The following is a 21,562-nucleotide window of genomic DNA, read 5'->3' as shown; positions in this document are numbered from 1 at the left end:
TCAGTTTCCATCGCTAATCAGGAATATGGCGTAGACGTTTTCGGTGTAGGTGATTGGCCTGGCAATCAGCTGCTCGCCAGGCGATGGTGCGGCATAGCCCACATTGCGACTCCCGCTGACCTGTACCCGGTCCAGCGAATCGCTTTCCCTATGGAAGGTGTCCGCTCTGTTTACATTCGGCCAGCTACCGGCCTGCACACCGTAAGCAAAACTGGGGGCGACATCGGAGATCGTATAGAGGCCGATGATCTTCGCCCCATAGGCATCAGCGAGCCCCTTTGCCGACGCGCGCGTCTGCGCAGCCGCTTCGGCCTTGAGTTCAGCCCGCAGCCGCGCTTCACCCGAATACATGGGCTTTGCGGTGCTCACCTGTACTTCGCTGCTGGCATTCAACTCACCAAGAAACGCCTGCAACTGCTCTGGTTTTTCGAAGGAACCTTCCAGGTCACGGCTGACGGCGGTGCCCACAAACACTTCTTCATCGTCCTTGTAACGCGTAGATGGCTCGATGCTCAGGTTATCCATGCGTACCGTCTCGGCAATGGCGCCGTGCTTGGCGAACAGCGCCATGGTCCGCTCCGCATTTGCCTGGACCTTGCGCCGGGCGATGTCGGTCTGCATATCCACCGACTCCAACGCGATCTTCACCACGAAGCGGTCCGGCATCACCTTCCGGCTGGCATCGCCCTTCACCAACAGATGCGGTTGCGACGGAATGGAGTTGGCCTGCGCCCACGCCTGCGGAACGGCGGCAACCAGCAACGATGACCACAGCAACATGCGGGGCAATTTCATTCGGCACTCCTTGTCATGGTGAGAGAAACAGTCGCTTTCGATGAAAGCAGCGTGCGCGACACGGCTTACAGCCCCTTCGCCGCCTGCGCCACCGCACGGAACAGCGCGCGACCCTTGTTCATGGTTTCCTGCCATTCGGCATCAGGGTCGGAGTCATAGACCACGCCGCCGCCGGCCTGCACGTAGAGGTAACCGTCCTGGATCACCGCAGTGCGAATCGCGATGGCAGTATCGGCATCGCCGTTCCAGCCGATGTAGCCAACCGCGCCGGAATAGACATTGCGCTTGACCGGTTCCAGCTCGCGGATGATCTCCAGCGCACGGATCTTCGGCGCACCGCTGACGGTGCCGGCCGGGAAGGTCGCGCGCATCACATCGCTATAGCTCAGGCCAGCCTTCAAGGTGCCAGTGACTTCGCTGACGATGTGCATGACGTGGCTGTAGCGTTCGATCACGAACTGCTCGCCCACCTTGACCGTGCCCGGTTCGGCAACGCGGCCCACGTCATTGCGGCCGAGGTCGATCAGCATCACATGCTCGGCACGCTCCTTGGGATCGGCCAGCAGCTCGACTTCCAGTGCCTTGTCCAGTTCCGGCGTGGCGCCGCGCGGACGGGTGCCAGCGATGGGACGCACGGTGACGATGCCATCGCGCAGGCGCGCCAGGATCTCCGGCGAGGAGCCGACCACCTGGGTGCCGCCAACATCGATGAAATACATGTACGGCGACGGATTCAACGCGCGCAGCGCGCGGTAGACATCAATCGGCCGCGCACGGAACGGCACGCGCAGGCGCTGGCTCGGAACCACCTGGAAGATATCGCCGGCACGCACGTATTCCTGCGCCTTGCGCACCACTGCGTGGTATTCCTCGCGGGTAAACGAGGACTGGAAATCCTGCTCGTCGATGGCGTCGGACACCTGCGACTGCGGGTAACCGGCACCGCCCTGACGCAAGCGGTGGGCCAGCTCATCAAGGCGGCGATTTGCGCGCGCCCAGGCCTGTGGCTGCGCCGGGTCGGCGTGCACGATCAGGTACAGGCGGCCCTTGAGGTTGTCGAACACCGCCAGCTCTTCGGACAGCATCAGCAGGATGTCGGGTGTACCCAGTTCATCCGGCTTTTCGCCCGCACCCAGGTGCGGCTCGATGTACTGGATGCATTCGAAGCCGAACCAGCCGACCAAGCCGCCGGTGAAGCCCGGCAAGCCGTCCAGCTGCGGCACCGAGTACTGCTTGCGCAGCACTTCGACCTCAGCCAAGGGATCGGCTACTTCGCGACGTTCGACGACTTCGCCCAGTTCACTGACTTCCAAGGTATGGCCACGGAAGCTGTAGATGCGGCGTGCGGGCATGCCGATGATGGAGTAGCGACCAAAGCGCTCACCGCCTTCGACGGATTCAAACAGATAGGTATACGGGCCGTCGGCGAGCTTCAGGTAGACCGAGAGCGGCGTGTCCAGGTCGGACAGCACTTCGCGGACGACGGGTACGAAATTATGCGGGTGTGCGCTGTGGCCTTCAGCGGCCAGCTGCTGGAACTGCTCTTGCGTGATCAAGACGGCTTTCCTTCCGGGAATCGACGGTGGCGGTACGGACGACGGCAACGGGCCACCATCGCCACCAGCGGCGAGCGGAAGAAAGGGAACGCTTGGTCGTCAGAATGGGCACCGCGCAACTCTACCGCAAGAACGGCGCCCGGTGTGCATCTGCAACATGATCAGATGCTTGCAGTGGCAACGATTCAGCTGCCCAGCAGGGCTGTTGCGGCCGGTAGATGCATGTGTACCCGCCCTGCCACGCATTGGATATGGAAGCGTCGGGCCTGCAGCGGTTCACCGTCCAGGTTCAGGGTCAGCGGCTGCTCGGCCTCGATCCACAACTCGCTCAGGCGGGCGCGTTCAGCCACCTGCTCCAGTGCGGCGTGCTTGCCCTCGCTGAACAAGGTCCCGAGGGTGGCCATCAGCTCGCCGGACAGCTCAGGAATGATGGTCAGGTCCAACAAGCCGTCATCGAGCAGGGCATCGGGGCATAGCTGCTGGCCGCCACCGGCCTGGCGCCCATTGCCAACGCCAAGTGCGATGAATCCGCCCTGCCACTCGAAATCCTCGCCGTGGATGCGCGCCTGGATCGGCTCGATCCGGCCCAGCTTGCCGATTCCGGTGATCACGTAGGCCAGGCCACCGAGCATCTTCTTCAGGCCTTCGTGGGTCTCCACCGTCACTTCGGTGCCAAAGCCGCCGCTGGCCAGGTTGGCACACCAGTGGACCTTGCCATCGCCCTCCACGCGCAGCAGATCGATGGCGCGCGCCTGTGTATGTGCTGGCAGCTGCAATGCCTGCAACGGTTCGAGCGGAATGCCGGCAGCGGTGGCGAAGTCGTTGGCGGTGCCCAATGGCAGCAAGGCCAATGCCGGCAATCGCGACGCATCCTGCCCGGTGTGCGCCAGCGCCTCGGCGACTTCGCTCAAGGTGCCGTCGCCGCCGCCTGCAATCAGCAGCCGTGCCTGCGCGGCGATGGCTTCGCGCACATAGCGCTCGGCGTCGCCGGCTTCCCAGGTCACCCGCACCTTGAGGTCCTGCCCCTGCCCGCGCAGCTGGGTCACCGCTGCACGCACGGCATCGTCGCCAGCGGACTTGCCATTGAGGATCAGGTAACAGGGTGCCGGGTGGTGCATGGGGTTCTCCGTTGAAGGCGCGCAGCCTAGCAAGTGGATTGCTGCGCCCGGGTGAATGTCACCGTGGTGTCACAGCGCACCCGGAGAATGAAAGGCCATAGCAAGGACGACGGATGGAGGCAGGATCAGCCTCCGATGATTCCCCGGCCGCAACGGCAACGTTGCGGCTTTTTTTTGCTTCACCTGTAGAGCCGAGCCATGCTCGGCTGGGGCATTGCCGGGGAATTTCAAAGATCACAGGTGAAGCCTCTGCCGAGCATGGCTCGGCACTACCTTGGCATTGTCGGTGAAGCCTCTGCCGAGCATGGCTCGGCACTACAGATCAGCCGCCTTTGGCGAACTTGTGCAGCGCTTCACCTTGCAGGCGGTAGACCGTCCATTCGTCCTGCGCTACTGCACCGGCGGCTTTGTAGAAGTCGATGGCCGGCGTGTTCCAGTCCAGTACCGACCATTCGAATCGACCGCAGCCCTGCTCCACCGCCAGCCTGGCGATGTACTGCAGCAAGGCCTTTCCTGCACCGCTGCCACGCGCTTCCGGGCTGACGTACAAGTCTTCCAGGTAGATGCCGTTGCGGCCCAACCAGGTCGAGTAGTTGTAAAAGAACACGGCGTAACCAATGGCCTGGCCACCGCGTTCGCAGATCAAGGCCTGCGCCTTTGCATCAGCGGAAAACAGGCTGGCACGAATGCCTGCCTCGTCGGTCTGCACCGAGGATTCGGCTTTCTCGTAGATGGCAAGCTCGCGGATGAAGTGCAGGATCAGGCCTGCGTCATCGGCGATTGCCGGACGGATCTGCACGTCAGCCGCGCTCATCACTCAGCCTCGCGCTGCGGCGACATTGCCGCGCATCTTGCTGATCATCGCAGCGTAGTCAGGCGCATTGAAAATAGCCGAACCGGCAACGAAGGCGTCGGCACCGGCAGCAGCGATCTCACCGATGTTGTCGGCCTTTACGCCACCGTCCACTTCCAGCAGCACCGGCTTGCCGAGCTTGTCGATCATTGCCCGCATTGCACGCAGCTTGTCCAGGGTCGAGGGAATGAAGGCCTGGCCTCCGAAGCCCGGGTTGACCGACATCAGCAGCACCAGGTCCAGGTCTTCCAGCACCCAGTCCAGCACTTCGACCGGCGTTGCCGGGTTCAGCACCAGGCCGGCCTTGCAGCCGTGCGACTTGATCAGCTGGATGGTGCGGTGGACGTGGCGGCTGGCTTCCGGGTGGAAGCTGATGATGCTGGCGCCAGCCTCGGCGAAGTCCGGCACGATGCGGTCGACCGGCTCAACCATCAGGTGCACGTCGATCGGCGCGGTGACACCGTGCTTGCGCAGCGCCTGGCAGACCATCGGGCCGATGGTCAGGTTGGGTACGTAGTGGTTGTCCATCACGTCGAAGTGAACCCAGTCGGCGCCAGCGGCCAACACGTTGTCGACCTCCTCGCCGAGCTTGGCGAAATTGGCCGAGAGAATGGACGGGGCGATGATGCAGTTGGACATGACGGAGCCTTTCAGCGCTTGCGCAGGGTTTTGATGCGGTCGTAGGCGGCGTTGATCTGCCGGGCCTTCTTCTCGGCCTGGGCGCGCAGCTCGGGGGCGGCGCCGGCCACTTTGTCGGGGTGGTACTGGGACATCAGGCGGCGGTAGGCCAGGTCGATCTCGGCATCGGTGGCCTCGCGGGTGACCCCCAGTTCACGGTACGGCAGGTCCTTGCCCAGCTTGAACCAGTCGCTGTCGAAGGCATGCCCCAGCAACAGGCCGATTATCCCGCCAAACAAGGGGTTGGGCCTAAAAAGCAGGGCCCCGGCGATGAAGCCGAACAGTTTTCCGTACCAGCGCATGGGTGGGTGAATGGCCTGTGGACAATCAAGACGTGCATTTTATGCCACAGCGGCCCGATCCGGCCGTACACTAGGCCGCCCGCCGACCAGCCGCGGGCCCTGCGGGTCCTCCAGACCCGGGTCCTCCAAGCCGGCGGCATTCATTGCCAAGTCCCAGGAGTGCCCGTGCCGACCACGCTGTTGCAATCCGATCTTCCCGGCCTGCCCTTGCGCCATCGCGGCAAGGTGCGTGATGTGTTTGATATCCCGCGCGAACGTCTGCCGGCCGGAACCCCTCCGGGCGAGTACCTGTTGATGGTCGCCACCGATCGCCTGTCGGCGTTCGACGTGGTGCTGCCCGACCCGATCCCCGGCAAGGGCGAGATGCTCTGCCAGGTGTCCAACTTCTGGTTCGCCAAGACCGCGCACCTGATGCCCAACCACCTGACCGGCATCGACGTGGCCAGCGTGCTGCCCGAAGGCGTGGACCCGGCGCTGTACGCCAAGCGTGCGGTGGTGACCAAGAAGCTCAAGCCGGTGCCGGTGGAAGCCATTGCCCGCGGCTACGTGATCGGCAGTGGCTGGAAGGACTACCAGCGCACCGGCAAGATCAGCGGCATCGCCCTGCCCGACGGCCTGCAGCAGGCCGAAAAGCTGCCCGAAGCCATCTTCACGCCGTCCACCAAGGCGGCGGTAGGCGACCACGACGAGAACATCGACTTCGACGCGATGGTCAAGGCCGTTGGCGCCGACATGGCCGAGAAGGTGCGCGATGCCACCCTGCGCATCTACCAGTTCGCCGCCGAATACGCAGCCGAGCGCGGCATCCTGCTGGCTGATACCAAATTCGAGTTCGGTACCGACGCCGATGGCCGTCTGTACATCATGGACGAGATGCTGACCCCGGATTCCTCCCGTTACTGGCCGGCCGACGAGTACCAGGTGGGCATCAGCCCGCCCAGCTACGACAAGCAGTTCGTACGCGACTACCTGGAAACGCTGGACTGGGGCAAGACCGCGCCGGGCCCTGCCCTGCCGGCCGAGGTGATCGAGCGTACCCGCGCCAAGTACGCCGAGGCGCTGGACAAGCTGGCCGGTATCAGCGTCGACTGATCCTGCTGTGCCCGTCACGGATGCGCACGTATACCGTGCGCATCCGTAGGGAAGCCGCGCTATGCTCTGCCAGTCAACCCGGGAGGGAGTTGGAATGAGTATTGCGCGTCCAGTGGATCGTTACTTCGCCAGCTACTCTGGCGATCACGTCAACCACACCAATCAGGCCATCCACGTGTTCGCCGTGCCGGCGATCCTGTGGTCGGTGATTGCCATGCTGTGGTGCATCCCGCCACTGCTGCCGTGGTTCCAGCATGGCATCTGGGCGGCATTCGCCATGTTCGGCACCTGGGCCTATTACAACCGCCTGTCGCGCCCGCTGGGCATCGGCATGCTGATCATCTTCTTCGTGTTCGGCTGCATCTGCCGGCTGCTGGAAGACCGGCTCGGCATCCAGACGTTGCTCTACCTCGCCATCGGCGTGTTCGTGGTGGCGTGGATCGCGCAGTTCATCGGCCACAAGATCGAAGGCCGCCGGCCAAGCTTCCTCACCGACCTGACCTACCTGCTGATCGGCCCGATCTGGGTGCTGTCCAAGCTGTTCCGGCAGTTCGGCTGGCGCTACTGAGTGCGGCGGATACATCCGCCGCACCATCTGCCTACCTGACCCGGCATGCAGGAACACGCCTCCGGCGAACAGGCTATGCCTGTGCTGATCCCGGCGGCGCACTGAACATCTCCGCCTCGGCGACGAAGGCGCGCGGCGCGTAGCCGAAATCACGGCGCGCCGGTTCGAGATCGAATGCCAGCGGCTCGGTCATCCGCGCCAACGCCGCCGCATTCATGCCCTGCAGCCGCCCGCCAGCATGGGCCAGGCGCAGGGCCAGTTTGAACAGCGGTGCAGGTACGCGCAGCAGGCGTGGCCGGGCCGGCAGGCACGCCAGCGTGCGCCGCACCATCTCGGCATAGGCCAACACCTCGCCGCCGCCCAAGGCATAAGCCTTGCCAGCCGTGGCCGGGTGCACCAGCACCTGCATCGCCGCATCGGCCAGATCCTGCACGTGCACCGGCTGGCGCAAGCCAGTGGCATTGGCCGGCAACACAAAGAAGCCGGTGCGGGAGGCCAGGGCCGCGATCTTGGTGAGGGTCTTGTCGCCAGCGGCGCCGTAGACCAGCGTTGGCCGCAGCACGGTCGCAGACACCTCGCGTGCCGCAGCGCTGTCGAACAACACCCGCTCGGCTTCGCGCAGACGGCGCGCGACATCGCGTTCGGCCGGCTCGGACGAATCCTGTTTCACGTCCACGCTGGTCGAGCCAAACGCAACCACCCACGGTGCATCGATGCTCGATGCTGCATACCAGCGCGCAAAGTGGTCCAGTGGACCACAGCTGAAAACCGCGTCCAGGGGTTGATCTGCCAGATTCGTGCTGGACAGATCGCCGAGCTGCCACGTCACCCCGGGGATGGGCTCACGCGTCTGCCGGGTCACCGCCGTTACCTGCCAGCCGGCCGCCACCAGGTTTGCCAGCAAGCGCTTGCCGATCTGACCACTGCCGCCAAATACCAGCGCGCGCTTACCGCCCGCTTCGCCGCGAATGTCGTTCTCCATGGGTGGAAGGATAGGCGAAGCCCTACTGATTCCGCAGCCGTCACCGGGCTTGAGCGCCGTTTTGTGGGAAATGTGGGAGCAGCGGTTGTGGGAGCGCGGCATTTGCCCCCTCCCTTTGCCGCAAGGCAAGGGGAGGGTTGGGGAGGGGTGCCTTGGACGTGCGCCGTTGCTGTTGCCGCGGCAGAAGGTTCGTCAGCTTCGCGGCTCACGCCGCTCCCACAAGCTTCCGGCCTACCGCTGCGGATCAGCGGGAACCCTGGAAGTCCGCCGCACTTTCGCGTTTTTCAGCCCGAGCCACTGGCAGCACTGGCTCCAGCGAGCCAACCCGAACGGATCATTCAGAAAAAGTCGCGGATCGAAAAAATCGCCTGTTAGACTGCAAAACCCCTTTCTGAACCGCGCCCCTACATGACGCCAGTCCTGTTGCTACTGCTTGCGCTGCCTTTTCTGCTGGCAGCGGCCATCGCACTCAATGGCCGTTTGTCGCGCAGTGCAGCCGCATGGACAGCAGCAGCGGCACCGGTACTCGGCCTGGCCCTGCTCGGCAGCGTCAGCCCGGCCGTGCTCGATGGCGAGATCGTCCGCAACAGCTGGCAGTGGCTGCCGCAGATCGGCCTGGACTTCAGCCTGCGCCTGGATGGCCTGGCCTGGATGTTCACCGGGCTGGTACTGGGTATCGGCGCGCTGGTGGTGCTGTATGCGCACTACTACCTGTCGGCGCAGGACAGCGCGCGGCGTTTCTACAGCTACCTGCTGCTGTTCATGGGCGCGATGCTGGGCATGGTGCTGGCCGGCAACCTGTTGCTGTTGATGGTGTTCTGGGAGCTGACCAGCATCAGTTCATTCCTGCTGATCGGCTTCTGGTCGCACCGCAAGGACGCCCGCGAGGGCGCGCGCATGGCCTTGATCGTCACCGGCGGCGGCGGTCTGGCGCTGTTGGCCGGCGTGCTGCTGATCGGCCGCATCGTCGGCAGTTTCGACCTGGATGTGGTGCTGGCCTCGGGCGACCTGATCCGCAGCAGCGCCTTGTATCCGTGGGCACTCCTGCTGGTGCTGGCCGGCATCTTCACCAAGAGCGCGCAGTTCCCGTTCCAGTTCTGGCTGCCGCATGCGATGGCAGCACCGACGCCGGTCTCGGCCTACCTGCACTCGGCGACGATGGTGAAGGCCGGTGTATTCCTGCTGGCGCGCCTGCACCCTGCATTGGCCGGCACCGAGCTGTTCTTCTACGTGGTCAGCGGCATCGGTGCGCTCACCCTGCTGATCGGCGCCTGGAATGCGATCTTCCAGCACGACCTCAAGGGCCTGCTGGCCTATTCGACGATCTCGCACCTGGGCCTGATCACCCTGCTGTTCGGCCTGTCCACGCCGATGGCGGTGGTGGCCGGCGTGTTCCACATCCTCAACCACGCCACCTTCAAGGCCTCGCTGTTCATGGCCGCCGGCATCATCGACCACGAGACAGGTACCCGCGACATGCGCAGGCTCGGCGGCCTGCGCAGGCTGATGCCGATCACCAGCGCGCTGGCCATCGTCGCCTCGCTGGCGATGGCCGGCATCCCGCTGCTCAACGGCTTCCTGTCCAAGGAAATGCTGTTCGCCGAGGCACTGGCAACGCAGGGCCCGGACTGGATGCGCTCGGCGATGAGCGCCGCCGCCTTGCTGGCCGGCATCCTTGGCGTGGCCTACAGCCTGCGCTTCGTCCACGACACCTTCTTCGGCAAGGGCCCGGTCGACATCGAGGTGGTGCCGCATGAGCCACCGCGCTGGATGAAGGTGCCGGTGGAAGTGCTGGTGGTGATCTGCCTGGCCGTCGGCATCGCCCCGGCGCTGACCATCGCGCCGGTGCTGCAGACCGCAGCGGCGTCGATCCTAGGCACCGCGATGCCGGAGTACAGCCTGTCGGTCTGGCACGGCTTCAACCTGCCGTTGGCGATGAGCGCGATTGGCGTGGTCGGCGGTGTGGCGCTGTACTTCGGCCTGCGCCGCTTCACCGACCTGTATGCCGCGCGCAACCGCCCCACCGGCAAACACCTGTTCCATCGCGGGCTGGACGCGTTGTTCGGCTTCGCCCACCGCGTCACCACCGTGCTGGCCAATGGCAGCCTGCAACGCATGCTGTTCGCGCTGGTGCTGGTAGCGGTGATCGTCGCTGCTGCGCCCTACATCGCCAATCCGGTGATGCCGGTGTGGCCGGCCCCGCAGTCCATGCCCTTGCTGGGCTGGACACTGTGGCTGGTGATGCTGGCCTGCGCGTTTGCCGGGCTGTTCCTGTACCAGCAGCGCCTGCTGGCGGTGATCGTGATGGGTGGCACCGGCCTGATGGTGGCGCTGACCTTCGTGTTCCTGTCGGCGCCCGACCTGGCCCTGACCCAGCTGATGGTGGAGATGGTGACGCTGGTACTGATGCTGCTGGGCATGAACTACCTACCCGCACAGTCGCCGCCGGAGCACTCGCGCTGGCGCAAGCGCCGCGATGCGCTGCTCGCCATCCTTGCCGGCGGCGGCATCGCCGCGCTGGCCTATTCGCTGATGACGCTGCCGCCCAACACCATGTCCGGCGAGATGCTGCTGCGTTCGCTGCCCGAGGCCTATGGCCACAACGTGGTCAACGTGATCCTGGTCGACTTCCGCGGCTTCGATACCTTCGGCGAGATCACCGTATTCGGCATCGCCGCGCTGGTGGTGCACGCGATGCTGCGGCGCACGCGGATGGCGCCGGAGCAGATCATGCCGGGCCCACCGATCAAGCTGCCGGTGCCGGCCGATCTGGCCCAGATCATGTTCCCGCTGACGCTGACGGTGTCGATCTTCCTGTTCCTGCGCGGCCACAACGCGCCTGGTGGCGGCTTCGTCGCCGGCCTGGTGCTGGCGGTGCCGTTGCTGATCCAGTACGTGATCCAGGGCACCGAGTCGGTGGAGTCACGCTTCGGCTTCGACTACATCCGCTGCATCGGCCTGGGCCTGTTGATCGCCCTGCTCAGCGGCGTGGCCTCGATGCTGTTCGGCGTACCGTTCCTGACCAGTGGCCACCTCGACCTGGAGCTGCCGCTGATCGGCACCGTGCCGCTGGCCAGTGCGATTGGTTTTGACACCGGCGTCTATCTGGTGGTGTTTGGCGGGGTGATGTTGATCCTGTCGATGATGGGCACCATCAAGCCCTCGCGCACCCGCAATGCCCGCAACGGCGAAATCGATATCCACCGCCGTTCGGCACGCACCGGGGAGATGCACTGATGGAACTGGCACTGGCAAGCGCCATCGGCGTACTGGCCGGCATCGGCGTCTACCTGCTACTGCGCGCGCGCAGCTTCGATGTGATCCTGGGCATGACCTTCCTGTCCTATGCCACCAACCTGCTGATCTTCAGCGCGGGGCGGCCGGTCACCGGCAAGGCGCCGGTGCTCAAGGACGGCGTGGCCACCAGCCTGGTGCACTACACCGACCCGCTGCCGCAGGCGCTGGTGCTGACTGCCATCGTGATTGCGTTTGCGATGACCGCGGTGAGCATCGTACTGGCGATGCGCAGCCGCAGCGACAACCACAGCGACCACGTCGACGCGCATGAGCCCGAATTGCCGGCTGAGCAAGCGGCCAAGCCGGAGGCTGGCGCATGAATCATCTGGTCATTCTGCCGATCCTGATTCCACTGCTGGGCGCCGCGCTGTCGCTGTTCATCGAACACCGCCGCTACGGCCCCAAGGTGCAGCGCACGGTGGCCTGGGCCAGCATGGCTGCCCTGGCCGTGGCGGTAGCACTGCTGTTCGCACAGACCAGCCAGGGCCAGATCTCGGCCTACCTGCTCGGTGACTGGCCGGCACGCCTGGGCATCGCGCTGGTGGCTGATGGCCTGGCCGGCTGGATGCTGCTCACCACCCTGCTGCTGGCCATCGCCTGCCTGCTGTACGCCTGCACCGGCTGGGACCGGCGCGCGCCGCATTTCCACGCGCTGTTCCAGTTCCAGTTGGTTGGCCTCAACGGCGCCTTCCTGACTGGCGATATCTTCAATCTGTTTGTGTTCTTCGAGGTGATGCTGATCGCCTCCTACGGGCTGCTGCTGTCCGGCGGGCGTGGCCTGCGCATGCGCATCGGCCTGCATTACGTGGTGTTCAACGTCACCGCCTCGACCCTGTTCCTGATCGCGTTGGGCATGCTCTACGCCACCCTGGGTTCCTTGAACCTGGCCGAGATCAGCCAGCGCATCGTCGAGTTGCCACCCTCGCACCTGAAGCTGGCCAAGGCCGCCCTGGGCTTGCTGCTGCTGGTGTTCTGCTCCAAGGCCGCGCTGCTGCCGATGTACCTGTGGCTGCCCGAGTCGTATGCACGTGCGCCGGCCGCGGTCGCAGCGCTGTTCGTGATCATGACCAAGGTCGGCCTGTACTCGGTGCTGCGGGTGACCTCACTGTGGTTCGATGCCGATGCTGGCGCGCTGAGCGGTTACGGCAGCGATTGGTTGTTGTGGGCCGGCATCGCGACCCTGGTGGTTGGCGCGCTGGGTGCGCTGGCAGCCACCCGCATGAGCGTGCTGGTGGCCTACCTGGTGGTGGTGTCTGCGGCGACCTTGTTCATCGCCTTCGCGCTGGGCAGCACCGGCACCATCTCCGCTGGCCTGTATTACCTGCCGCACAGCACCTTCGCCGCCGCTGCGCTGTTCCTGATCGCCGACCTGATGCGGCGCCGTCGCCAGCAGGCCGACCGCCGCCGCGAGCATGAGCTCACCGTACTGCCGGGCAAGACCGTGCCGGGCCTGTTGTTCCTGGTCGGTGCGGTGGCCGTTGCCGGCCTGCCGCCGCTGGCCGGATTCCTGGCCAAGGCGGCGCTACTCTCAGCCGTGCCGGAAGCACATACCGCCGTGGTCTGGAGCGCCGTGCTGGTCAGCAGCCTGCTGGTGATCATGGGCCTGGCGCGCACCGGCATCCGCCTGTTCTGGCATGTGCCCGGCGACGATGACAGCGTGCCTGCGCCAGAGCCGGTCGAAGCCCCGGCACGCCCGTTCGAAACCGCCGCGACCTGCCTGCTGCTCGGCTATGTGGTGCTGATGACGGTGTTCGCCGGGCCGCTGATGCGCCAGACCGATGCCATCGCCACGCAGCTGCTGGCGCCGGATCAGTACCTGCATGACGTACGCGGCACCACGCCGCAGATGAGGCAGCCATGAGCGAACGTCGCCCCCTGCTGCGCCGGGTCTTCCCGTCGCCCGCCCTGTCGATCACCGTGGTCGCCTTCTGGCTGTTGATGTCCGACAGCTTCGACCTTGGCCAGTTGCTGCTGGGCATGCTGCTTGGAACCGTGATCCCGCTATTCGCCGCGCGCCTGGACCGCGAGTTCGCCCGCCTTGGCAGCTTGCGGCCGGTACCCAAGCTGCTGGCCGTGGTGCTGTGGGACATCCTGGTCTCCAACCTGCGCGTGGCCGCGCAGGTGCTGGGGCCCGAGCACAAGCTCAAGCCCGGCTTCATCTGGGTACCACTGGATATCGCCAACATCCACGGCATCGCCGCGCTGACCAGTTTCATCACCCTGACCCCGGGCACGGTGTCGGCGGCGTTGTCCGAGGACCGCCGCCACCTGCTGGTGCATGTGCTGCACCTTGAGGATGCCAACGCCCTGATCAACGAGATCAAGAGCCGCTACGAAGCGCCGCTGATGGAGATCTTCCCGTGAACGGTTACCAGATATTCGAAACCACCCTGATCGTGTGCATGCACGTGGTCGGCATCGCCATGCTGTTGGGCTTGTGGCGGCTGCTGCGCGGACCGACCGTGCCAGACCGCATCCTGGCGCTGGACACCTTGTCGGTCACCGCCATCGCCGAGCTGATGCTGTTCGGCATGTACCTGGACTCGGCCATCTACTTCGAGGCCGCACTGATCATCGCCATGCTCGGCTTCTGCAGCACGGTGGTGCTGAGCAAGTTCGTGCTGCGCAGGGATATCGTCGAATGATCACCTTCCTGCAGATCGCGCTGTCGGCGCTGCTGGCCTTCGGCTGCTTCTTCATCCTGGTCGGCGCACTCGGCCTGGTGCGCTTCTCCGACTTCTTCAAACGCCTGCACGCACCGACCAAGGCCAGCACGCTGGGCGTGGGCTGCGTTTTGGTGTGCTCGGTGGCGTACCACATCTTCCTCGGCCAGGACCCGCAGCCACGCGAGCTGCTGATCACCGTGTTCCTGTTCATCACCGCACCGATCAGCGCCCACCTGATGGCCAAGGCCGCACTGTCGCTGATGATGGAAAGCCGGCCCGAGCCGCCGAAGGAGTAGGGCCGGGTACAAGCTCCACCTGTAGTGCCGAGCCATGCTCGGCATGAGGCCTGTGCGGTAACGCCCTGTAGTGCCGAGCCATGCTCGGCAGGAGCTTTCCCGGTAAGGCTCCAGCCGAGCATGGCTCGGCACTACAGGGCGTTACCGCACAGGCCTCATGCCGAGCATGGCTCGGCACTACAGATGCGGCGTCAGCGCAGCAGTGCCAGCTCCAGGCCTACCCACGCCAGGAACGCGATGAACAGCACCGCGCCTTCGCCGCGGCTGACCTTCAGGTCGCCGCGCAGCATCGGGTACAGCATCAGCACGAACACGATTGCCGCCGGCAACTCCAGGCGCACGAACGAGGCCGGCAACGGCATCGGCCGCAGTGCCGCCATGCCGCCGATCACCACCAGCACATTGAACAGGCTGGAGCCGATCACGTGGCCTACGACCATGTCGCCCTGCCCGCGACGTGCAGCGGCAATGGCCGCGGCGACTTCCGGCAAGGCAGTGCCGATAGCCACCGGCAACAAACCTGCCAGCAACGGCGACATGCCCCAGCCCGCACCAATCACCGGCGCCGCCTGCACCACGAAACGCGCACCGTAGTACAGCACCACCGCCGCGATGACGACACGGATGATGTTGAGCCCGAGCACGGTACGGGTGGTGGCGTAGTCAACGATGCTTTCCTGCAGTGCCGCCGGCTCATGCCGTGCACGCTTCAACAGGAACGCCAGCACACCGGCAAAGCCAAGCAGCAATACGATGCCTTCGATTCGGCTGATCGCGCCATCCAGCCCGAACACGATCAAGGCCAGCGTCGCCACCGCCAGCAGCACCAGCAGCGGCGACAACAGCCGGGTGCGTACCATCAGCGGGAACGCCAGCGCCGCCAAGGCCAGGGTCAGGCCGACATTGACGATATTGCTGCCGACCGCATTGCCCAGCGCCAGCTCCTGCGCACCCACGGCGAAGGCGCGGACATTGACCACCAGCTCCGGCAGGGAGGTACCGAAGGCCACCAGCAACAAGCCAGCCACGAAGGGCGAGGCACCGAAGCGCTGGGCCAGGCCGGAGGCAGCCTTGACGATCGAATCACCGCCCAAGGCCAGCAGCACCAGCCCCAGGACAAACCATGCGATAGCTTCGAACATTGCGCCTCCCTCCCCTGCAGTGATGACGGCGGTGCCGGGAGCGTACCCGCGCTATCGCCTGTGGCCGCAGCAGGGTATCAGCCGCAGCCTTCCACGTAATCCACCTGCGGCGGCAGGCCCACGCGCCAGAGCGTGGCCTTGCCATCAGCACCCAGCTCGAACACCAGCACGCCCTGGCTGCCATCCGTTGCCGGCACCCGCAGCACCTTGCCGCCTTCCACGTACTTGTGCGGCTGCAGCGGCTCGGCCTGTGGGTAAAGCACCTGCAGCTGGGCCAGGTCCATGCCGATCCTGCCGCCGCCCGGCGCGGCGGTATCGCCACCGCGTATGTCATAGCGCACGAACTTGCCCTCTTCCAGCATGAAGAACGGCCCGCCCTCACTGTGTGCGGCCGGCGACAGGTAATAGCAGCCACCGTCGGCCGCGGTATCGCCCTGCAGCTCGCCCGTCCATGCCGCGCGCAGTTGCTCGGCATCGATGCCGAGTTGTGCGGCGCCATAGCCCTGCCAATCGGCATCGCTGGCTGCAACGGGCGCGACCTGGGCCGGGGCGGGCGCCGCAGAAGGTGCTGGAGCCGCAGCCGGCTCGGCGGTTGCAGGCTCAGCCGGTGGCGTGCGCTGGCAGGCCACCAACAGCACGGCAAACAGTGACAAAGGCAGGGCAATGCGATTCATGCGACAGCTCCAGGCGGGTCCGCGGCCGAGTCTAGCGGCATCCCTGCATGGCAGACGCGAAGACCGGGCTGTCATCGTGGTTTCACTTGCCGGCGACAGGCTGGGCGCCTACGTCGCCCGTGCCCAACGCCCATGCAACCGCACAAGACCGAACTTGGCCACACCGTGCTGCAGACGCACCGCGCCGCGCTGGACCTGCGCCAGCGGCGGGCATTGATCCTGTGCGACGGCAAGCGCAGCCTGGCCGAACTCAGCGGCATGCTGGGCAACGACGTGCCCGAACTGATCGCACAACTGCAGCGTGATGGCTATCTGCAGGTGGAATCCCCACCAGCACCGCCGGCGACAAGTCCGGCTGCGAAGCCGCTTGCCGAGGCGACCGCATCGCCCGCCGCCATGCCACGCGCAGTGGTGGAGCGGCGCCGTTCGATGGTCGCAGCGCGTATCTATGTGCTGGATATCCTCGCGCTGCAACGCAACCCTACTGCCGCACAGCTGCACAAGCTTGTGCAGGCAGCGCGCGAGGAAGGCGATACCGTGCAGGCGCTGAAGCTGGCACTCAGCCACCTGCCGGCAATGACCTCGGACGGCTATGCCCAGCGCGTGCGTGGACGCTTGCAGGAAGTGCTGCCCGAAACACACCTGGCAGCGGTGCTGGAGCCAGCACCGCTGCCGGCCTGAATCAGGCCTTGGGCGCCGTGAAGTTGTTGCGCAGCCCGCTCCAGCAGGCCTGGTAACCGCGCTGGCGGTGCGCGGCCTCCATTGCCTGTTCGGTCGGGCAGATCACGCCACGGGTCTCGAACATGAAGGCCATGGTGTCGGTGATCACGTCCGGCTTGGACAGGTCCGCGTGCGAGGCCTTGTCGAAGGTGGCCGCATCCGGACCGTGGCCGGTCATGCAGTTGTGCATGGACGCACCGCCCGGCACGAAGCCCTCGGCCTTGGCATCGTAGGCACCGTGGATCAGGCCCATGAACTCGCTGGCGATGTTGCGGTGGAACCAGGGCGGGCGGAAGGTGTTCTGCGCCACCAGCCAACGCGGCGGGAAGATCACGAAGTCCAGGTTGCTGGTGCCCGGGGTATCGCTGGCCGAATGCAGCACCAGGAAGATCGACGGATCCGGATGGTCATGGCTGATCGAGCCGATGGTGTTGAAGTGGCGCAGGTCGTAGCGGTACGGCGCGTAGTTGCCGTGCCAGCCAACCACGTCCAGCGGAGAGTGGCCGATATCGGCGCGCCACAGGCGGCCCTGGAACTTGGCGACCAACTCGAACTGGCCGTCGAGGTTTTCATAGGCGGCAACCGGGGTTTCGAAGTCGCGCGGATTGGCCAGGCCGTTGCTGCCGATCGGGCCGAGGTCGGGCAGCTTCAACAGCGCGCCAAAGTTCTCGCAGACATAGCCGCGTGCCTGCCCGTCCGGCAACTCGACCGCGAAGCGCACGCCGCGCGGAATCACCGCGATCTGCTGCGGCTCGATCTCGATCACACCCAGCTCGGTGCGCAGGCGCAGCCGACCCAGCTGCGGCACGATCAGCAACTCGCCGTCGGCGTTGTAGAAGTAGCGGCCGCGCATGTCGGCGTTGGCGGCGTACAGGTGGATGCCGGCACCGGTATGCGCTTCGGCCGAGCCGTTGCCACCCATCGTGTACAGGCCATCGATGAAGTCGGTGGGCTCGGTGGGCAGCGGCAGCGGGTCCCAGCGCAGCTGGTTCGGCGAGGCCGCCGCCTTGCTGAAATCGCTGTGCAGGCGCGGCTGCTCGACCGGAGTGAACTCACCGTGCATCGCCGCCGGGCGGATGCGGTACAGCCAGCTGCGGCGGTTGCTGCCGCGCGGCGCGGTGAAGGCGGTGCCGGTCAGCTGCTCGGCATACAGCCCGTGCGCCACCTGCTGCGGCGAATTGCGACCCACCGGCAAGGTGCCGGGCACAGCCTCGGTGGCGAACTCATTGCCGAAGCCGGATTGATAAGCGTTGCTGACCATCACGAACCTGCCTGTGTTGTTGCGTTCAAAGCCCCTCTCCCTCCGGGAGAGGGGTTGGGGTGAGGGTAAGGCTTTCAGCCATCATCAAAATGGCTACCAGCACCGCATCCACCTGCAGCAGCACATCGTTGTCCCAGAAGCGCAATACGGTCAAACCTTGCTGCTCCAGGAAGCGAGTGCGCACGCGATCGACGTCTTCATTGTGCTGTGAGCCATCCAGCTCTACTACCAGCCGTTTGGCCTCACAGTAAAAATCAACGATATACGGCGGAACCGGATGCTGCCTGCGAAACTTCAACCCACACAGCTGGCCGTTCCTCAACCTGTTCCAGAGCTTGCGCTCGGCGTCGGTCAGATTACGGCGAAGCCTGCGGGCACGCCCCAGAGTAACCGTGGGTAATGGTGGTTTGCTGCAATAGCTCATGAAGCGGCCTCCTTGCGCCTTTCATGATCTTTAGCAGCTTCGCCCTCACCCCAACCCCTCTCCCGAGGGGAGAGGGGCTTTGTCTTACGCTGCTTCAGCGCTTACAGCACACCACGATCCATCTGGTCGCGCTCGATGCTTTCAAACAAGGCCTGGAAATTGCCTTCGCCAAAACCTTCATTGCCCTTGCGCTGGATGATCTCGAAGAAGATCGGGCCGATGCAGTTCTTGGTGAAGATCTGCAGCAGCTTGCGCTGTTTGGTTTCCGGGTCGGCGTCGATCAGGATCTTGTTCTTGCGCAGGCGCTCAACGTCTTCGCCATTGTTCGGGATGCGCAGGTCGACCACGTCGAAGTAGGTGTCCGGCGTGTCCAGGAACTCAATACCCTGCTCGCGCATCGCTTCGACGGTGTCGTAGATGTTGTCGGTGAAGCAGGCGATGTGCTGGATGCCCTCGCCCTTGTAGGCGTCGAGGTATTCGTTGATCTGGCTCTTCGGGTCGGACGACTCGTTGAGCGGGATGCGCACGACGCCGTCCGGTGCGGTCATCGCCTTGGACACCAGGCCGGTCTTTGCCCCCTTGATGTCGAAGTAGCGGATCTCACGGAAGTTGAACAGGCGCTCGTAGTAATCCGACCACTGCTGCATGTTGCCCAGGTACAGGTTGTGGGTCAGGTGATCGATGAAGGTCAGGCCGAAGCCGGCCGGGTTCTGGTCGGCGCCTTCGATCGGCTCGTAGTCGGTGTCGTAGATGCTTCCGGCACCGCCGTAACGATCCACCAGGTACAGCATGCAATCGCCGATACCCTTGATCACCGGCGCCGATACCGCGCGGGTATCCGCCAGCAGATCCACTTCCTCGGCGCCGTTGCCCAGGGCCGCTGACAGCACCTCGGCGGCCGGCTTCTGGAAGCGGATGGCGAAGCCGCAGGCGCTAGGACCATGCTTGGCGGCGAAGTCGGCAGCGAACGAGTTGGGCTCCTCGTTCACAAGAAAGTTGACGCCGCCTTGACGGTAGACGGTAATAGCACGCTGCCGGTGGCGGAGGACGGCCGTGAACCCCATGTTCTTGAAGTACGCGTGCAGCTGGGCAGCCTGCCCCGCCGGTGCGCCGAATTCGACGAACTCAAAACCATCGATGCCCATCGGGTTTTCAAAGGTGGTGACCTGCATGCCCAGGTTGGGCGCGTTGGATGCAGTAGGGGTGTTCATGGGTTGCCTCCGGGAGCATGGCGGTCGCCGGGGTACCGGCGATGAAAACAGGAAGATCCGCCCCAAAAAAGCGGGTCTGGACCGAAGGTTATAGTTTCACATGAAACCACCATCAAGGTGCACTGCAGCATGAGCTCTTCCGATTACAGCAAGTCCACCAGCATCCGCGCCTCGCACGTGTTGCTGGATCTTGAGCAGTTCCTGCCTTACCGCATCAGCGTCCTGTCCAACCGGGTCAGCGGCAACATCGCCCGGCTGTACGGCGAGCGCTACGGCCTGGCCATTCCCGAATGGCGGGTGATCACCATCCTGGCGCTGTATCCGGGCTCCTCGGCCAGTGAAGTGTCCGAGCGCACGGCAATGGACAAGGTGGCGGTCAGCCGCGCCGTGGCCCGCCTACTGGAGCGCGGTTTCATCAAACGCGAGACCCATGGCGATGACCGTCGTCGTTCGGTGCTGGCGCTTTCGGCCGCGGGCTTCGAGGTCTACGAGACCATCGCGCCGATGGTGATCGAGATGGAACGGCGCCTGATGTCAGCGCTCACCGAGGACGAGGAACAGGTACTCGAACGCCTGATCACGCGCCTGGCCGATGCCGGCCTGCAGCGCATGAACGAGGGTTGATCGTCAGCGACGATCAACTCAGGTGCTTGCGCCGCGCATAGATCCACGGCGCGGCAAGGGCCGCGATCGCACCACCTGCAAAACCCAATGCCGCCGCCACCGCCGCCGCTTCCACGCGGCCGGGCAACGCCAATGCTGCAAGCAGCAACAGGCCGGCCGGCAGACCGATGAACGAGGTCAGGAAGAACCGCCAGCGCGGCACCCACGTGTGCAGCTGCATGAGGCTGGCGCCGGTCCAGGCATCGTTGGCCTGGTCACGTCTGATTTTGTCCACCAGCTTGACCAGATCGACTTCGGCAGTGCCTTTACCCATCCGCGCCAACGCCAACTCCGCGCCAACGTCGGCCGGCGCCGGCCAGTTGGACGGCCATGCTTCTGGCGCAGCGACACCGTAAGCGGTCAGCAACGGTAGCGACAGGGCCGGCACCGGCAGCGCGCGCAGCCGACGCTTGTCCATCACGCACCAGAACTGGGTCAGGCCATCATTGTTGACCTGGTAGAGCGCCAGCTGTTCCGGCGCCGGATAAGGCAACGCCGTCACCCGTGCCGCCATGGATTCCAGGCCCATCGCGCGCAGGAAGCCGACGCGGCTGCGGCCGGAGTGCGCCCAGCCCAGCCCCAACGGCGATAGCAGCATGACCTCGGCGTGGTCACTGACGCCGCTGTTGGCGCGCTCATCGCTGGCCAGGAAGGCCGACAGGGAATTGGGTTCGGCCACATCGGGCTTGCCCCAGCGCTGCGAGTGGCCGAGCAGGAACTTCAGCGGCACGCGCGCGGCGATGGTTTCGCCACGCACGTTGTCGGAAGCGAACGGCACCACGCTGGCAACGAAGGCGCGCAGTTCGTTGCCGGGCGATGCACTCCACTCCGGCGGCAACAGGCCGGCCAGCAAGCCATCGCGCGCTATCTGGTCGATCTGTTCCTTCTGCTCCACCAGCCGGATGACGGCCGACTGCAACATGATGTTGGGCGGTACTGCGGCCTGCGGCAGCCGATAGCGCGGCGGCGGTGCGGACTCTTCCGGCGCGGCGCTTTCGTCCAGCAGTTCGTCCACCGTAGGCAGATTGGTGCTGGCGAGCTCCTGCTCAACCGTTGCGGTGCTGGAATCGGGGCTGGCAGCTGGCTGCATGATGAGGGAGGGCAAGGCGCCGGATGCAGAGGGATTGATTCGTTAGCGGCCGCGGGCGAACAAAATGAAGATGACGGCTGTGGCCTAACCCCCTCCCATGGGGCGATGGCGCGGGGGGGGTTGGGGGGGGGGGGGGGGGGGGGGGGGTGTTTGTGGTTTGGGTGTTGTTTTGGT

Annotated in this window: 23 protein-coding genes; 10 read left to right on the top strand and 13 right to left on the bottom strand. The window is 65.1% G+C overall.

Going from position 1 to position 21,562, the window contains the following annotated elements; genetic code table 11:
- The 6 genes from ACVOLI_RS13260 to ACVOLI_RS13235 form a co-directional block, all read right to left on the bottom strand.
- A complete protein-coding gene (locus ACVOLI_RS13260) occupies positions 1-795 on the bottom strand; it encodes an SIMPL domain-containing protein (protein WP_481614768.1) in 795 nt (264 codons plus the stop codon).
- 65 nt (positions 796-860) lie between these two features.
- Entirely contained in the window at positions 861-2,351 is a 1,491-nt protein-coding gene (trpE, locus tag ACVOLI_RS13255; protein ID WP_313643453.1) for an anthranilate synthase component I, read from the bottom strand.
- A gap of 185 nt (positions 2,352-2,536) precedes the next feature.
- On the bottom strand, positions 2,537-3,469 hold the full coding sequence (yegS, locus tag ACVOLI_RS13250; protein ID WP_481614767.1) for a lipid kinase YegS: 933 nt from the start codon (positions 3,467-3,469) through the stop codon (positions 2,537-2,539).
- Between the two features lie 322 nt (positions 3,470-3,791).
- The gene (locus ACVOLI_RS13245; RefSeq protein ID WP_296249779.1) at positions 3,792-4,283 is read right to left on the bottom strand and encodes a GNAT family N-acetyltransferase; all 492 of its coding nucleotides are present in this window, start codon (positions 4,281-4,283) and stop codon (positions 3,792-3,794) included.
- A gap of 3 nt (positions 4,284-4,286) precedes the next feature.
- Positions 4,287-4,961, bottom strand: coding sequence for a ribulose-phosphate 3-epimerase (gene rpe, locus ACVOLI_RS13240; RefSeq protein WP_481614766.1), 675 nt, complete (start codon positions 4,959-4,961; stop codon positions 4,287-4,289).
- Positions 4,962-4,972: 11 nt separating this feature from the next.
- Positions 4,973-5,302 carry a J domain-containing protein gene (locus ACVOLI_RS13235; RefSeq protein ID WP_062170167.1) on the bottom strand — a complete coding sequence of 110 codons (330 nt, stop codon included), beginning with the start codon at positions 5,300-5,302 and terminating at the stop codon, positions 4,973-4,975.
- A 165-nt stretch (positions 5,303-5,467) separates the two neighbouring features.
- On the opposite strand from ACVOLI_RS13235, the gene ACVOLI_RS13230 reads away from it, so the two are divergent.
- Positions 5,468-6,394 (top strand): phosphoribosylaminoimidazolesuccinocarboxamide synthase, encoded by a 927-nt coding sequence (locus ACVOLI_RS13230; protein ID WP_282271832.1) that lies wholly within the window; start codon positions 5,468-5,470, stop codon positions 6,392-6,394.
- A gap of 94 nt (positions 6,395-6,488) precedes the next feature.
- Positions 6,489-6,962: an Mpo1 family 2-hydroxy fatty acid dioxygenase gene (locus ACVOLI_RS13225; protein ID WP_481614765.1), complete on the top strand. Its 474-nt coding sequence runs from the start codon at positions 6,489-6,491 to the stop codon at positions 6,960-6,962.
- Between the two features lie 73 nt (positions 6,963-7,035).
- On the opposite strand, the gene ACVOLI_RS13220 is transcribed toward ACVOLI_RS13225, so the two are convergent.
- Positions 7,036-7,944 (bottom strand): NAD-dependent epimerase/dehydratase family protein, encoded by a 909-nt coding sequence (locus tag ACVOLI_RS13220; RefSeq protein WP_481614764.1) that lies wholly within the window; start codon positions 7,942-7,944, stop codon positions 7,036-7,038.
- A gap of 408 nt (positions 7,945-8,352) precedes the next feature.
- Between ACVOLI_RS13220 and ACVOLI_RS13215 the strand changes: the two genes are divergently transcribed.
- The 6 genes from ACVOLI_RS13215 to ACVOLI_RS13190 are packed head-to-tail and all read left to right on the top strand — an operon-like array spanning position 8,353 to position 14,203.
- Complete coding sequence (locus tag ACVOLI_RS13215; protein ID WP_481614763.1) at positions 8,353-11,181, top strand: monovalent cation/H+ antiporter subunit A; 2,829 nt, start codon at positions 8,353-8,355, stop codon at positions 11,179-11,181.
- On the top strand, positions 11,181-11,561 hold the full coding sequence (locus ACVOLI_RS13210; protein ID WP_282271841.1) for a Na+/H+ antiporter subunit C: 381 nt from the start codon (positions 11,181-11,183) through the stop codon (positions 11,559-11,561). Before ACVOLI_RS13215 ends, ACVOLI_RS13210 begins: the two co-directional genes overlap by 1 nt.
- Positions 11,558-13,102, top strand: a complete 1,545-nt coding sequence (locus tag ACVOLI_RS13205) for a monovalent cation/H+ antiporter subunit D (RefSeq protein WP_481614762.1) — start codon at positions 11,558-11,560, stop codon at positions 13,100-13,102. Before ACVOLI_RS13210 ends, ACVOLI_RS13205 begins: the two co-directional genes overlap by 4 nt.
- Positions 13,099-13,605: a Na+/H+ antiporter subunit E gene (locus ACVOLI_RS13200; protein ID WP_282271845.1), complete on the top strand. Its 507-nt coding sequence runs from the start codon at positions 13,099-13,101 to the stop codon at positions 13,603-13,605. The genes ACVOLI_RS13205 and ACVOLI_RS13200 overlap by 4 nt, the downstream gene beginning before the upstream one ends.
- Before the next feature lie 38 nt (positions 13,606-13,643).
- On the top strand, positions 13,644-13,886 hold the full coding sequence (locus ACVOLI_RS13195; protein ID WP_231732514.1) for a K+/H+ antiporter subunit F: 243 nt from the start codon (positions 13,644-13,646) through the stop codon (positions 13,884-13,886).
- A complete protein-coding gene (locus ACVOLI_RS13190; RefSeq protein WP_405051648.1) occupies positions 13,883-14,203 on the top strand; it encodes a Na+/H+ antiporter subunit G in 321 nt (106 codons plus the stop codon). The genes ACVOLI_RS13195 and ACVOLI_RS13190 overlap by 4 nt, the downstream gene beginning before the upstream one ends.
- Before the next feature lie 191 nt (positions 14,204-14,394).
- On the opposite strand, the gene ACVOLI_RS13185 is transcribed toward ACVOLI_RS13190, so the two are convergent.
- Positions 14,395-15,345, bottom strand: coding sequence for a calcium/sodium antiporter (locus ACVOLI_RS13185; protein ID WP_481614761.1), 951 nt, complete (start codon positions 15,343-15,345; stop codon positions 14,395-14,397).
- A 77-nt stretch (positions 15,346-15,422) separates the two neighbouring features.
- Positions 15,423-16,019, bottom strand: a complete 597-nt coding sequence (locus ACVOLI_RS13180; RefSeq protein ID WP_481614760.1) for a lectin — start codon at positions 16,017-16,019, stop codon at positions 15,423-15,425.
- A gap of 132 nt (positions 16,020-16,151) precedes the next feature.
- Between ACVOLI_RS13180 and ACVOLI_RS13175 the strand changes: the two genes are divergently transcribed.
- The gene (locus ACVOLI_RS13175) at positions 16,152-16,700 is read left to right on the top strand and encodes a hypothetical protein (RefSeq protein ID WP_481614759.1); all 549 of its coding nucleotides are present in this window, start codon (positions 16,152-16,154) and stop codon (positions 16,698-16,700) included.
- Between the two features lies 1 nt (position 16,701).
- Here the strand turns inward: ACVOLI_RS13175 and hmgA are convergent, their stop codons facing one another.
- From hmgA to hppD, 3 genes are all read right to left on the bottom strand, one after another.
- Positions 16,702-18,000, bottom strand: coding sequence for a homogentisate 1,2-dioxygenase (gene hmgA / locus ACVOLI_RS13170; RefSeq protein ID WP_481614758.1), 1,299 nt, complete (start codon positions 17,998-18,000; stop codon positions 16,702-16,704).
- 25 nt (positions 18,001-18,025) lie between these two features.
- Positions 18,026-18,424, bottom strand: coding sequence for an endonuclease domain-containing protein (locus ACVOLI_RS13165; protein ID WP_481614757.1), 399 nt, complete (start codon positions 18,422-18,424; stop codon positions 18,026-18,028).
- 101 nt (positions 18,425-18,525) lie between these two features.
- The gene (gene hppD, locus ACVOLI_RS13160; RefSeq protein WP_481614756.1) at positions 18,526-19,635 is read right to left on the bottom strand and encodes a 4-hydroxyphenylpyruvate dioxygenase; all 1,110 of its coding nucleotides are present in this window, start codon (positions 19,633-19,635) and stop codon (positions 18,526-18,528) included.
- Between the two features lie 129 nt (positions 19,636-19,764).
- Here hppD and ACVOLI_RS13155 point away from each other — a divergent pair, with 129 nt between their 5' ends.
- The gene (locus ACVOLI_RS13155; RefSeq protein ID WP_282271784.1) at positions 19,765-20,259 is read left to right on the top strand and encodes a MarR family winged helix-turn-helix transcriptional regulator; all 495 of its coding nucleotides are present in this window, start codon (positions 19,765-19,767) and stop codon (positions 20,257-20,259) included.
- Between the two features lie 13 nt (positions 20,260-20,272).
- Here the strand turns inward: ACVOLI_RS13155 and ACVOLI_RS13150 are convergent, their stop codons facing one another.
- A complete protein-coding gene (locus tag ACVOLI_RS13150; protein ID WP_481614755.1) occupies positions 20,273-21,403 on the bottom strand; it encodes a hypothetical protein in 1,131 nt (376 codons plus the stop codon).
- Positions 21,404-21,562 lie beyond the last annotated feature (159 nt).

It is taken from the genome of Stenotrophomonas sp. STEN029 (assembly GCF_056760015.1).
The sequence above is the reverse complement of the archived record's forward strand: the minus strand, read 5'-3'. Positions and strand labels throughout refer to the sequence as shown.

Bases quoted from the DNA above. Each gene is read 5' to 3' on its own strand.
- ACVOLI_RS13260 (WP_481614768.1), bottom strand. From the start codon at position 795: ATGAAATTGCCCCGCATGTTGCTGTGGTCATCGTTGCTGGTTGCCGCC.
- yegS (WP_481614767.1), bottom strand. From the start codon at position 3,469: ATGCACCACCCGGCACCCTGTTACCTGATCCTCAATGGCAAGTCCGCT.
- ACVOLI_RS13245 (WP_296249779.1), bottom strand. From the start codon at position 4,283: ATGAGCGCGGCTGACGTGCAGATCCGTCCGGCAATCGCCGATGACGCA.
- rpe (WP_481614766.1), bottom strand. From the start codon at position 4,961: ATGTCCAACTGCATCATCGCCCCGTCCATTCTCTCGGCCAATTTCGCC.
- ACVOLI_RS13235 (WP_062170167.1), bottom strand. From the start codon at position 5,302: ATGCGCTGGTACGGAAAACTGTTCGGCTTCATCGCCGGGGCCCTGCTT.
- ACVOLI_RS13225 (WP_481614765.1), top strand. From the start codon at position 6,489: ATGAGTATTGCGCGTCCAGTGGATCGTTACTTCGCCAGCTACTCTGGC.
- ACVOLI_RS13220 (WP_481614764.1), bottom strand. From the start codon at position 7,944: ATGGAGAACGACATTCGCGGCGAAGCGGGCGGTAAGCGCGCGCTGGTA.
- ACVOLI_RS13215 (WP_481614763.1), top strand. From the start codon at position 8,353: ATGACGCCAGTCCTGTTGCTACTGCTTGCGCTGCCTTTTCTGCTGGCA.
- ACVOLI_RS13210 (WP_282271841.1), top strand. From the start codon at position 11,181: ATGGAACTGGCACTGGCAAGCGCCATCGGCGTACTGGCCGGCATCGGC.
- ACVOLI_RS13205 (WP_481614762.1), top strand. From the start codon at position 11,558: ATGAATCATCTGGTCATTCTGCCGATCCTGATTCCACTGCTGGGCGCC.
- ACVOLI_RS13200 (WP_282271845.1), top strand. From the start codon at position 13,099: ATGAGCGAACGTCGCCCCCTGCTGCGCCGGGTCTTCCCGTCGCCCGCC.
- ACVOLI_RS13195 (WP_231732514.1), top strand. From the start codon at position 13,644: ATGCACGTGGTCGGCATCGCCATGCTGTTGGGCTTGTGGCGGCTGCTG.
- ACVOLI_RS13190 (WP_405051648.1), top strand. From the start codon at position 13,883: ATGATCACCTTCCTGCAGATCGCGCTGTCGGCGCTGCTGGCCTTCGGC.
- ACVOLI_RS13185 (WP_481614761.1), bottom strand. From the start codon at position 15,345: ATGTTCGAAGCTATCGCATGGTTTGTCCTGGGGCTGGTGCTGCTGGCC.
- ACVOLI_RS13180 (WP_481614760.1), bottom strand. From the start codon at position 16,019: ATGAATCGCATTGCCCTGCCTTTGTCACTGTTTGCCGTGCTGTTGGTG.
- ACVOLI_RS13175 (WP_481614759.1), top strand. From the start codon at position 16,152: ATGCAACCGCACAAGACCGAACTTGGCCACACCGTGCTGCAGACGCAC.
- hmgA (WP_481614758.1), bottom strand. From the start codon at position 18,000: ATGGTCAGCAACGCTTATCAATCCGGCTTCGGCAATGAGTTCGCCACC.
- ACVOLI_RS13165 (WP_481614757.1), bottom strand. From the start codon at position 18,424: ATGAGCTATTGCAGCAAACCACCATTACCCACGGTTACTCTGGGGCGT.
- hppD (WP_481614756.1), bottom strand. From the start codon at position 19,635: ATGAACACCCCTACTGCATCCAACGCGCCCAACCTGGGCATGCAGGTC.
- ACVOLI_RS13155 (WP_282271784.1), top strand. From the start codon at position 19,765: ATGAGCTCTTCCGATTACAGCAAGTCCACCAGCATCCGCGCCTCGCAC.